This is a genomic window from Sorangium sp. So ce128 (assembly GCF_051525245.1).
GTDB lineage: Bacteria > Myxococcota_A > Polyangia > Polyangiales > Polyangiaceae > Sorangium > Sorangium cellulosum_B.
The window spans coordinates 558926-571021 of record NZ_CP150313.1 but is presented as its reverse complement, the minus strand read 5'-3'; the positions used below and the strand labels follow the sequence as shown (position 1 = coordinate 571021).

The window sequence follows — 12096 nt, the reverse complement described above, 5'->3', positions numbered from 1 at the left end:
CCTCGCCTCCCGCTCGGCGCGCTCCTCCAGGTTCCTGTAGAGACCGCGGGCGAGGCGAGGCTACCCTGCGCCGCGATGGCCATCCTGACCCCCCTCTCGCTCGCGGATGCCCGCCGCATCGGCGCGCTCTACGGCCTGGAGATCGCCGACGTGCGCGGCCTGCTCGCCGGGAGCGTCAACTCCAACTTCGCGTTGGCGCTCGCCGACGGCCGCGGACAGGTGTTCCTGCGGGTCTACGAGGAGCAGCAGCTCGGCGCGGCGTCACGCGAAGCCCGCATGCTCGAGCACCTCGCGGCCGGGGGCGTCGCCACCCCGCAGCCGCTCCGGCGCCGCGACGCGGCGCCCTCCGACACGGACGCCGCGTCGGAGGGCGCCGCGTTCGTCGCGGAGCACGCTGGAAAGCCGGTCGCGCTGTTCCCGTGGGTCGGGGGATCGTCGCTCTGCCAGGCGCGCGTCACGCCGGACGCGACCCGCCGCGTCGGCGCGGCCCTGGCGCGGGTGCACCTCGTCGGCGCCTCGTTCGAGGGGGCGAACGCCAGCCGGTTCGACCTCGACAGCCTCGACCAGCGGCTCCGGGGGCTCCGTTCCCCTGCGGGCGCGAAGTCGACGGCCCCCGCTCCCGCCCCGGCCCTCCCGCCCGACGTGGCCGCCGCCGTCGACGAGCTCACCGGCCGGCTCGAACGGATCCGCGCCGCGGCGCCGCGGACACCCGGCCCCCAGACGCTGATCCATGGCGACCTCTTCCGCGACAACGTGCTCTGGGAGGCCGGCGAGATCTCGGCGCTGCTCGATTTCGAGAGCGCCTCGCGCGGGAGCGCCGCGTTCGACCTCGCCGTCACGATGCTCGCGTGGTGCTTCGGCGACGATCTCGACCCGGATCTCGTGGCCGCGCTCGCCGCCGGCTACACGGCGGTGCGGCCGCTCTCAACCGAGGAGCGCGACCGTTTGTTCCACGAGAGCGTGATCGCGGCGCTGAGGTTCTCCATCACGCGCATCACCGATTTCGAGCTCCGCCCGAAGGGCAGCGGTGTCTACAAGGACTTCCGGCGCTTCCTTGCGCGGCAGCGGACGCTCGAGCGCCTCGGCCCGGAGGGGCTCCTCGCTCTGCTCGGCGTCTGATCCGCGTCGACTCGCGCCGACGTCTTCCGCTGTCTGATCACCGTCTGCTTGGCGCCTTCGCCGTCTGATTCAGATGTGAGCGGAGGTCGTCTGTGATTTTGCGTTAACTTCGCTGCGCGTGGCGATGGCGGCGTTGCGCGGTCCCGGCTAGGCCGTTACCTTCGCCGAATGGCACAGGTCGGAACGCTCGATTTCAAGGGCTTCATCGAGAGACGGAAGGGCCAGCGCGCGGGCGGCGGGGACGGCGCGGGCAACGCGTATGCCTACGTGTCCGACAAGAACACGCGGCTCGCCTTCGAGAAGATGCGTCCGGTCGAGCTCGCCGTGACCGCCGCGGTCAGGCTGTTCAAGACGGTCGGCAAGAACGAGCTGCTCGGCCACGCCGTCAAGGTCGGCCCCGCGCAGTTCCCGCGTGTCCACAAGCTCGCGGTCCACTGCGCCGAGACGCTCGGGATCGCGACCCCGACGATCTACATCGTCAACAGCCCCACCCTCAACGCGGCCACCTACGGGACGAACGACGACTCGTTCATCATGGTGCACTCGGCGCTGGTCGATCATTTCACCGACGACGAGCTGCTCAGCGTCATCGGCCATGAGTGCGGCCACATCCACAACAGCCACGTGGTCTACCTGACCGCCATGCACTACCTGACGCGGATGGCGTCGGTCTTCGTGAAGTGGATCGTCGGCCCGGCGATGCTCGCGCTCTCCGGCTGGTCGCGCCGGGCCGAGGTCACCTGCGACCGCGCCGGCCTGCTCTGCGCGAAGAGCCTCGACGTCTCGACGCGCGCGCTCACCAAGCTCGCGCTCGGCTCGACCAAGCTGTACGAGGAGCTCAACCTCGAGGCGTTCATCGCCCAGCACGAGGAGGGCAAGGGCGGCGTCGGCAGGTTCGCCGAGTTCACGGCCAGCCACCCGTGGCTGCCGAAGCGCGTCCTCGCGCTCCGGGCCTTCGCCGAGAGCGAGCTCTACAAGCGCCACGCCGGGCTCGGCGCGGGCGGCCTCTCCATGGAGGAGGTCGACGAGAAGGTGCACGAAGTCATCAAGATCTGGGGCTGAGGGGCTCCCGCTCCTGGCAAGGCGCAAGGCCGAGGTAGACGCACATGCTCGAATCCTTCCACAGCCGCAAAGACGACGTGACCGGGGCGCTCAGGGATCTCGTGACGTTCGCCGAGGCCCTCGGCGCCAAGAGCGTCGCGACGCGCATCACGAACGATCTCGTGAAGAAGCTCGACGCCGATCGCTTCCACCTCGTGGTGGTCGGCGAGTTCAACCACGGCAAGACGACGTTCGTGAACGCGCTGCTCGGCGCCTCGATCCTCCCCGTCGGCGTGACGCCCACGACGGCGGTGATCCACCACCTCGAGTACGCGGCCGATCCGCGCGCCGAGGTGGTCTACGCGTCGGGCGAGCGCACCGGCCTGCCGTTCGAGGACGTGCGGGCCTTCACCGTCGGCGGCGAGCGCTCGTCGAGCGCCGGCGAGGTGAAGTTCCTCGAGGTGGGGTACCCGGCCGAGCTCCTGCGCGAGCGCGTGGTCCTCGTCGACACCCCCGGGGTGAACGACCTCTCGCTCCAGCGGGCGGACATCACCTACAGCTACATCCCGCGGTCGGACGCCGTGCTGTTCCTCATCGACGCCGGCCAGCCGCTCAAGGAGAGCGAGCGGGTCTTCCTCCAGGAGAAGCTGCTCGGGCAGTCGCGCGACAAGATCCTGTTCGTCGTGACGAAGCGCGACATCTGGAGCCAGGACGAGGAGGTCGAGGCGCTCGCCTACATCCGGAGCGAGCTCGGGAAGCTCGTGAAATCGCCCGTGGTCTTCCCGATCTCGAGCGAGCGGGCGCTGGAGGGTGATCGGCCCGGCAGCGGGATGCCGGAGCTGCTCGATCACCTGACCCGTTTCCTCGCCGAGGAGCGCGGGCGCATCCTGCTCGACAACGCGCTCGGCGAGGGCCTCGAGTCCGCGCGCCTGCTCGGCAAGGGCGTGGACGCGCGGCGGCGGGCGACCGCGATGTCGCGCGAGGAGCTCAGCCGCCGCATCGAGATGATCGAGAAGGATCTGGCAGGCCAGTCGCGCACCATCGAGGAGCGGCGCGCCGGCATCCGCGAGGAGGTGAGCGCCATCCGGGCGTGGGTGCACCGCGACCTCGATCGCTTCGTCGACGATGTGCTCCGGCAGCTCCCGGCGATCATCGACGAGGCCCACACCGACGAGATCAAGGTCTACCTCGGGGCGTTCCTGGAGCGCACGTTCGCCGAGTGGGCGCAGGCCGAGACGAAGGAGATCGCCACGGCGCTCGAGGCGCTCGCCGAGAAGACGATCGCGCTCGTGCGCGAGGACGCGCACGACGTGGCGAAGCGGGTCAGCGAGGCGCTCGGCGGCGACGTGAAGCCGCCGAACGTCGAGGTCGACACGTTCGGCTACGATGTCGGCGTCTTCGCGCTCTTCACCATCGGCCTCGGCGTGATGTTCACGAACGCCCTGCTCGGCGGGATCCTGGCGCTCGCGGCGCCTGTCCTGGCCGTGTACGTGAAGGAGAAGGTCGAGGCCGAGACCCGCAAGAAGGCGAAGGAGATGGCGCCGATCGCGCTGCGCGAGGCCGCCACCCGGATCGGGCCGAAGCTCGACGAGATGATCCAGGAGTTCGCGAGCCGGCTCGACGCGTGGGTGGTCACGGCCGGCCAGGAGCTGCACCGGGAGGTCATCGAGGTCCTCAAGGCGGCGCGCGAGGAGCGGGTCCAAGCCGAGCCGAGCAGCGAGAGCCAGCTCAAGGCGTGCGACGCCCAGGCCGAGGCGCTCCAGGCGCTGACGTCGCGCCTGGAGGGGCTGCGGAGCGCGCTCTGGACCGTCGAAAACGGCGAGAGCAGGCCGATCCCTCCGCCCGTGTCCAGCGTGCCCAACGCGCCGGGCGGCTCGGCCTGAGCGGGGCGCACGCCTCCTGACAAGGGAGGAGACCCGGCCCAGCCCGGCCTCCTCCGCCATGCGCCGTGGCCATATCCAATCGTCGGGCGCTCATGCGAGAATGCGGCCGTGCAGCTCGACTTCGCAGCCCGTGAAGTGACGATCAAGCTCGTCTATTACGGCCCGGCGCTCAGCGGCAAGACGACGAACCTCGTCTCGCTGCACGGCCTCGCCGGGTCAGACGCTCGCGGACGGCTGATGACGCTCGAGACGCAGGACGATCGCACGCTGTTCTTCGATCTCCTGCCGCTCACCTTCCGCGCGAAGGACGGCGACGTCTCGCTCCGCATCAAGCTGTTCACCGTGCCCGGCCAGCCGATGCACGCCGCCACCCGGAGGCTCGTGCTCCAGGGCGCGGACGGGGTCGCGCTGATCGCCGACTCGCAGATCTCCGAGACGCAGCGAAACGCCGAGGCGTTCTTCGATCTCCGCCAGAACCTCCGAGAGAACGGCCTCGATCTCGCGAGGATGCCGCTCGTCATCCAGTTCAACAAGCGCGACCTGCCCGACATCCGGAGCGACGAGGAGCTGGCGCGGCTCGCCGCGCGGGGCAAGGAGCCGGTGTACAAGGCCGTCGCGACCCGCGGCGTGGGCACGGTGGAGACGCTCATGGGTCTTCTCCACCTCACGTGGGAGACGCTCGATCAGACGCATCAGCTCTCGAAGCGGCTGTCGATCAGCGGCGAGGAGCTCCTGAACAGCGCGGCGCGCCAGCTCGGGGTGACGAGCTCGGTGAACGACCTCCTCGCGAGGCGAATGGGCGGCAGCCTCGAGAAGAGCTCCCGGATCGTTCCATGAGGCCCGACGCCCACAAGGGGACGCCGGCGGATTTCGGTCTCGACGACGAGGATCTCCTCAGCATGCCGGGCTCCGCGCCGATGCCGTCGGCGCGCGTCGCGGACGGGCCCAGCTCCTCGAAGCGCGACGGCGCGTCCAGCGCGCCTGAGCCCTCGACGCTGCCTCCCCCCGCGGCGGCGCCGGTGGTCGACCTCGTCGGCATCGGCCCCCTCTCGCTCGAGGATCTCGTGGATCGCCAGGCCCTCGGGGAGATGGCGGCGTCATTTCACAAGCTGTTCGGATTGCCGATCCGGATCCAATCGATCAACGGCGCCACGCTCGCGGAGTCGGGCGCGCTCGCGCCGCTCCCGCCGCTCGGCGGCCTGACCGGCGAGCAGGAAGGCCGGCGGGCGAGCGTGGCGCCGGCGGATCGGACGGCAAAACAAGGCGCGTCGGCCGGCAGCGAGGTCGCGGATCCCTGCTTCGAGGGCGCGCTCTACCAGGTGTTCCCGATCGAGTACGACGGGCGTGCGATCGGCCGGTCGATCCTGGGCCCCTACCTGCCCGACGGCCTCGACGATCTCCCTGTCGCGCAGATCGAGGCGGCGTCCCAGCTCGATCTCGCGCCTGCGGCGGAGGGGCGGCTGCGGACGCCGCGGCTCCGGCCGGAGCGGCTCGGCGCGATCGCGGACCACCTCCGCTCGGTCCTCGATCTGATCCTGTTCAGCGGGCACAAATCGCTCCTCACCTCGACGATGCACGTCGCGTCGATCCGCGAGAGCTTCCGTGAGCTGTCGCAGAAGAACGCGGAGCTGGAGCAGGCCTACGAGCGGCTGAAGGAGCTCGACCGGCTCAAGTCGAACTTCCTGGCCACGGTGTCGCACGAGCTCCGGACCCCGCTCACGTCGATCATGGGGTACAGCGAGATGCTCGCCGAGGGCATCGGCGGGCCTCTGACCGATGAGCAGCGCGAGTTCATCGATACGATCCGGTCGAAGAGCGAGCAGCTGCTCGGGCTCATCATGAGCCTCCTGGACCTCTCGAAGCTGGAGAGCGGCACATTGATCGTGCATCGCACCGAGGTGGCCGTCGGCCCGGTGCTCGTCGAGGCGGCGTCGACCATCGCGCCAGCTGCCTCGAAGAAGGGCGTCGAGCTCCGGATCCAGGCCGAGGACGATCTCCCGCCGGTGCTGGGGGACGGCGACCGGCTGCGCCAGGTGTTCATCAACCTCGTCGAGAACGCGGTGAAGTTCACCGAGGCGGGGGGCGAGGTGCTGCTCGTCGCGCGCGCCGTGAGCGAGGACATGGACGATCTCCCCGGGCTGGTGCTCGTCGCGCCTCTCCAGCAGGCGGTCGAGATCCGCGTCGTGGACACGGGCATCGGCATCCCTGCCGGCGAGCGGCTGAAGGTGTTCGACCCGTTCTACCAGATCGATCAGAGCTCGACGCGGGAGCACGGCGGCACGGGGCTTGGTCTCTCGATCGTCAAGCGCCTGGTCGAGGCGCACAGCGGCACGGTGCGCATCGAGCCGAACGAGCCGCGCGGCACGGTGTTCGTGGTCAAGCTGCCGACGGTCGCTGGCTCGCCGGCGAACAGCGTCCTGCCGCCCATCTTCCAATGAGCGGACGCTCCGAGTGGAAGCGCATCGACATGCTGCGCGCCGTGCTCGGGGGTGCGGCGGGCGATCATGTTCTGTGCGGCATCGGCGATGACGCCGCGATCCTCGCGCCCGTGACCCCGCGGGGCGGCGCCCTCCCGGGCGCCCCGGAGCCGCTCGTCTGGACGGTCGACAGCGCCGTCGAGGGTGTCCATTTCCGGCGCGATCTCCTGGGCTTCGAGGATCTCGGCTACCGCGCGACGATGGCCGCGGCGAGCGATCTCGCGGCGATGGGGGCGCGCCCTGTCGGCCTGCTGGCCGCGCTGGTGCTTCCTCCGAGCGTGAGCGACGACGAGCTCGGCGCGCTGGCGAGGGGTCAGCGCGCCGCGTGCGACGAGATCGGCACGGCGGTCATCGGCGGGAATCTCTCGCGGGGCGGCGAGATCTCGATCACCACGACGGCGCTCGGCGTCGCGGCTCTGCCGCTCAGGCGCGACGGCGCGCGGCCCGGCGACGCGCTCGCGCTCGCCGGTCCGGTCGGCCTCGCCGCGGCCGGTTTTGCGCTGCTCGATCGCGGCATCTCGCCGGCCAGCGCCGCGGCCGAGCAGGCGATCCGCGCGTTCCGCCGCCCGGTGGCGCGCATCGACGCGGGCCTCCGCGCGGCGGGGCGCGCCCGCGCGGCGATCGACGTCTCCGACGGCCTCGTCGCGGATGTGGCGCACCTCGCGCGCGCGAGCGGCGTGCGCGCGCTGCTCGATCCTGCGGCGCTCGTGAGCGCCGACCTCCGCGACGCCGCCGCGCAGCTCGGCCTGGACGCGCTGGATCTAGCGCTCTACGGCGGCGAGGACTATGCGGTCGTGGTCGCGGGCCCCGACGTCGGGGAGCTCGCCGGCTTCGTGGCGATCGGCCGCTGCGTGTCGCGCGAGGAGGGCGAGAGCGACGTGGCGTTGCTCGGACCGGGCGGGCAGCTCACGGGCCTCGTGCCGCGGGGGTACGACCACTTCGCCTGAGCGGCCAGCGTGGCGCGACCTGGCTCAGTTGCACTCGGCGGGCGCTGTGGTCCCGGCGAGGCTTGCTCGGATCTGGGTGAGCGCCTTGGCGCGCGGGGTTTTCCCGCTCTTCACGAGCTTCTCGATCCCGGCGCAGAGATGGGATGCCGTCGCCGCCTTCGACTTGGCTTCCGGCGACTTGCCCGACTTGGTGGCGACCGCGTGGAGCGCCGTGCAGCACGCCTGGATGGAGGCGCCTCCCCCGCGTGACGTCGTCGCCCCTGTCGCCCCCTCGGCGGTCGCCGCCCCTGCATCGGCTGCCGCCGCAGCCCCGGCGGAAGCCGCCGCGGGCTCCTGGGCCGCCGCGGGCTCCTGCGTCGCCGCCGCCGTCGGTGTCGCAGCGGGCGTCGGTGTCGCCGCCGGCACCGGATCGGCCGCCACAGGCGCGACCGTCGGCGTAGGCGCGGGGATCGTCTCCGGCTCTGCTTCTTCTTTCCGGCAGGAGCTCGACAGGATGCTGCAGACAAGAACGGCGAAGGCGATGGACGAACGCGACCGGATCATGCCCGTCTTCTACAGAGCTTCTCCGAGCGCATCCATACGGCTGCCCGAGTACAAGCCCGTACGGCCTCACCCGCAGCGCTCCCGCGCCCGCCTCCCCCCAAACGCTCAGCGATCACCCCCACCCTCCCCTTCCCCCCGAGTCGGCGGGGGTGGGGGTGACGAGGGAGGGGCCGGCGGGGGAGGGCCCCACGAATCCGAGCGCCGGCCCGCATCGCAGCGAAGCCCCTCAGACCCGTCCCCCCCGTTCACGAGGCAACAGCCACGAAAAGGCGCGAGTTCGTGGGAGGGCCCCCCGCCGGCCCCTCCCTCGTCACCCCCACCCCCGCCCGTCGCAGCTCAGCTGCACCCCATGCTGTTGCCGCAGTTGAGGCACTTGTAGCAGGCCCCGTTCCTCACGGTGATGTGCCCGCAGCCGTCGCAGACCGGCGCGTCGCCCATCATGTCCTCGAGCTGCGCGTCGAGCGCGCTCGCCGTCCGTCCGCCGCCCTCGACCAGCGCCACCGCGGCCGGCGCGGTTTGCGAGAACGACGCCGCGCCGCTCTCCTGCGCCCGCGACTCGACAGGGTCCTCCATGGCCGAGGTGACCGGCTGGACGTGCGCGAGGTCGTAGCGGTTCAGGTACTCGACCCCGAGCACGCGGAAGAGGTAGTCCACGATCGACGTCGACATCTTCACGTAGTCGTGCCCCTCGACGATGCCCTGCGGCTCGAAGCGGGTGAAGGTGTACTGCTCGACGAAGGTCTCGAGCGGCACGCCGTACTGGAGCCCGATCGACACCGCCATCGCGAAGCAGTTCATCATCGAGCGGAACGCGGCGCCCTCCTTGTGGAGGTCGATGAAGATCTCGCCGAGCGTCCCGTCGTCGTACTCGCCGGTGCGGAGGTAGATCTTGTGCCCGCCGACGCGCGCCTCCTGCGTGAAGCCCTTGCGCTTCCTGGGCAGGCGGAACCGCTCGGGCGCCGCCGCCGAGGGCGAGCGCGGGCGCGCCTGGCTCGCCAGCGCGGTCGCTGCCTGGACGATGGGCGCGGCGACCTCGGCCTTGTCGGCCTTGCCCTTGCTCTCCTTGCTGTCGCTCGAGCTCGAGGTCGACGAGAGCGGCTGCGACGCCTTGCAGCCGTCGCGGTAGAGCGCGACCGCCTTGAGCCCGAGGCGCCACCCCTCCTCGTAGATCCGCTGCACCTCCTCGACCGTCGCGTCGTTCGGCAGGTTCACTGTCTTCGAGATGGCGCCGGACAGGAACGGCTGCGCGGCCGCCATCATGCGGACGTGCGCCATCGGCGCGAGGTACCGCCGGCCCTTCTTGCCGCAGCGGTTGGCGCAGTCGAACACCGCGTAGTGCTCCTCGCGCAGGTGAGGCGCCCCCTCCACCGTCATGCGACCGATGATCGTCTCGTTCGCCTCCTCGATCTCCGCGGCCGAGAAGCCGAGGTGCTGGAGCAGCGAGAAGCCGAAGCGCGCCCGCGACTCCTTGGAGACGCCGAGCCTGTCATAGGCCTCCTCGCCGAGGATCCAGGGGCCGAAGGCGAGATCCAGATCGAAGACGCCGGGGATCGCGGCCTCGACCTTCGCGAGGTCGTCGCTCGTGAGCCCCCGCGCCTTGAGCGACGCCCGGTTCACGTGCGGCGCCGCCAGGAGCGTGTTCGTGCCGGAGACGTAGGCGACGATCTCCTGCACCTCGGCCTCGGGGTAGCCGAGCCGCCGGAGCGCCTCGGGCACGGACTGGTTCACGATCTTGAAGTAGCCGCCGCCGGCGAGCTTCTTGAACTTCACGAGCGAGAAGTCGGGCTCGATGCCCGTCGTGTCGCAGTCCATCAGGAGGCCGATGGTGCCGGTCGGGGCGAGCACCGTCGCCTGGGCGTTGCGGTAGCCGTGCTCCTGCCCGATCCGGACCGCCTCGTCCCAGTCGGCGCACGCGGCCCGCCAGAGCGACTCCGGGCAGCGGTCGCGGTCGATCGCGTAGGCGGCGTCCCGGTGCATGCCCATCACCCGGAGCATCGGCTCGCGGTTCCTGGCGAAGCCGGCGAACGGCCCCTTCGCGGCGGCGATCTCCGCCGAGACCCGGTAGGCGTGGCCGCAGAGGATCGCGGTGAGCGCGCCCGCCACCGAGCGCCCCTGATCGGAGTCGTACGGGATGCCCTGCAGCATGAGCAGGGTGCCGAGGTTGGCGTAACCGAGCCCGAGCGGGCGGTAGTCGTGCGAGTTCTTCGCGATGCCGCGGGTCGGGTACGCCGAGAAGTCGACGAGGATCTCCTGCGCGACGAAGAACACCCGCACCGCGTGGCGGTAGCCCTCGATGTCGAACGAGCCGTCCTCGCGGAGGAACTTGGTGAGGTTCAGGCTCGCCAGGTTGCAGGCCGAGTCGTCGAGGAACATGTACTCCGAGCACGGGTTCGAGGCGTTGATGCGCGCCGTGTTCGGGCAGGTGTGCCAGCGGTTGATGGTCGTGTCGTACTGCACGCCCGGATCGGCGCAGCCCCACGCCGCCTCGGCGATCTGGCGCCAGAGATCCTTGGCGCTCAGCGTGTCGACGACCTCGCCGGTCGTCCGGGAGCGCGTCTCCCACGCCGCGCCCGTCGCCGCCGCGCGCATGAACTCGTCGCTCACGCGCACGGAGTTGTTCGAGTTCTGCCCGCTCACCGTGTGGTACGCCTCGCCGTTGAAGTCGGAGGGGTACCCCGCGCCGATGAGCGCCATCGCCTTCTTCTCCTCGCGGACCTTCCACTGGATGAAGTCGACGATCTCCGGGTGGTCCATGTCGAGGCAGACCATCTTCGCGGCGCGTCGCGTCGTGCCGCCGCTCTTGGTCGCGCCGGCGGCGCGGTCGAACACCTCGAGGAAGCTCATGAGCCCCGAGCTCGTCCCGCCGCCCGAGAGCTTCTCCTGCTTCCCGCGGATCGAGCTGAAGTTTGTCCCCGTCCCCGACCCGTACTTGAACAGCCGGGCCTCGCTCTTCACGAGGTCGTAGATGCTCATCAGGTCGTCCTGGACCGCCTGGATGAAGCACGCGGAGCACTGCGGCCGCTCGTAAGCGTTCCGGGTCTCGACGATGTCGTCGACCGCGCCCGCCCCGTTCGTTCGAGGCGCCGACGCCTTCCCGTTGGCGCTCCCGTTCCCCGCGTCGGCCGAGGCCTCGTTCCAGGCGTAGTTGCCGCCCGACCCCTCGATGCCGTACCGGTGGTAGAGCCCGCAGTTGAACCAGACGGGCGAGTTGAACGCGCCGTACTGATGGACGAGCAGGTAGGCGAGCTCCGCCTCGAAGGTGTCCGCGTCCTTCGCCGAGGCGAAGTAGCCACCGAAGTGCTCACCCGCCTCGCGGATGGTGCGCGCTAGCCGGTGGACGACCTGGCGGACGCTCGTCTCGCCGAGCTCCTTCTTGCCGTGGATCCCCGCCTTGCGGAAGTACTTGGAGACGACGATGTCGGTCGCTAGTTGCGACCAGCCGGCGGGGATCTCGGCCCCTTCCATCTTGAAGACGACCGAGCCGTCGGGGTTGGTGATGACGCTCGATCGGCGCTCCCAGGTGACCTCATCGAGCGGATCCGCGGCCCGGTGCGTGAACCGCCGGTCGAACCCGAGCCCGCGGGGGCGCGAGGCCCCTTTCTTCGCGCCCTTCTTCGAGGCTGCGCCGTCGACCTGCGCCTTGGCGGCCCCCCCGGTCACCGGACGAGCCCCCCCCTCTTCCTTCGTCCGTGCCGCCATCTTGCCGTTCCCGGCGGGGAGCTTACCGCCGTCACCCACAACTGCCGACTGGGCCATTTCCAAGTCCTCCTGTGAACCACCGCACCTGGCGGTGACCCGGGTCCTACCGAAAGCACAAAGAGTTCCCTGGAGAACTCCGAGGCCTCATCGCCTCGATCTCCACAGGTCTCATCGCTTCTCCCCTACTACCTGCTCAAACGTTCCGTCTTCAGACCAGTGAGCATAGTTTCAGGTGCCATGCCTGAAAGGCGTGCGCCGACATGCGGGAGCGCCTGACCGCTTGCTATCCAAACTCGCGAACGGTCCGTGCGTCAAGGAGAACCGCTACATGTTGGGATCTCCCTCCGAACAGGGCCCACATATAGGGCCTCTCTGTCCGGTACGGGA

8 protein-coding genes are annotated in these 12096 nt (G+C 70.5%); 6 read left to right on the top strand and 2 right to left on the bottom strand.

What is annotated here, in order from left to right; translation table 11 throughout:
* Positions 1–75: 75 nt before the first annotated feature.
* The 6 genes from WME82_RS02290 to thiL all read left to right on the top strand — a co-directional run bounded on the left by WME82_RS02290 (position 76) and on the right by thiL (position 7467).
* Entirely contained in the window at positions 76–1119 is a 1044-nt protein-coding gene (locus tag WME82_RS02290; protein WP_438041499.1) for a homoserine kinase, read from the top strand.
* A gap of 168 nt (positions 1120–1287) precedes the next feature.
* Positions 1288–2181, top strand: a complete 894-nt coding sequence (locus WME82_RS02285; RefSeq protein WP_437743905.1) for a M48 family metallopeptidase — start codon at positions 1288–1290, stop codon at positions 2179–2181.
* Between the two features lie 44 nt (positions 2182–2225).
* Entirely contained in the window at positions 2226–4043 is a 1818-nt protein-coding gene (locus tag WME82_RS02280) for a dynamin family protein (protein ID WP_437861544.1), read from the top strand.
* Between the two features lie 108 nt (positions 4044–4151).
* Entirely contained in the window at positions 4152–4880 is a 729-nt protein-coding gene (locus WME82_RS02275; protein WP_012233021.1) for a GTP-binding protein, read from the top strand.
* Positions 4877–6481: a sensor histidine kinase gene (locus WME82_RS02270; RefSeq protein WP_438041498.1), complete on the top strand. Its 1605-nt coding sequence runs from the start codon at positions 4877–4879 to the stop codon at positions 6479–6481. Before WME82_RS02275 ends, WME82_RS02270 begins: the two co-directional genes overlap by 4 nt.
* Positions 6478–7467 carry a thiamine-phosphate kinase gene (gene thiL / locus WME82_RS02265; RefSeq protein WP_438041497.1) on the top strand — a complete coding sequence of 330 codons (990 nt, stop codon included), beginning with the start codon at positions 6478–6480 and terminating at the stop codon, positions 7465–7467. The genes WME82_RS02270 and thiL overlap by 4 nt, the downstream gene beginning before the upstream one ends.
* A 24-nt stretch (positions 7468–7491) precedes the next feature.
* Here thiL and WME82_RS02260 read toward each other — a convergent pair whose 3' ends face one another.
* Positions 7492–8010: a hypothetical protein gene (locus tag WME82_RS02260; RefSeq protein WP_438041496.1), complete on the bottom strand. Its 519-nt coding sequence runs from the start codon at positions 8008–8010 to the stop codon at positions 7492–7494.
* Between the two features lie 336 nt (positions 8011–8346).
* A complete protein-coding gene (locus tag WME82_RS02255) occupies positions 8347–11766 on the bottom strand; it encodes a vitamin B12-dependent ribonucleotide reductase (RefSeq protein ID WP_438041495.1) in 3420 nt (1139 codons plus the stop codon).
* Positions 11767–12096: the final 330 nt, after the last annotated feature.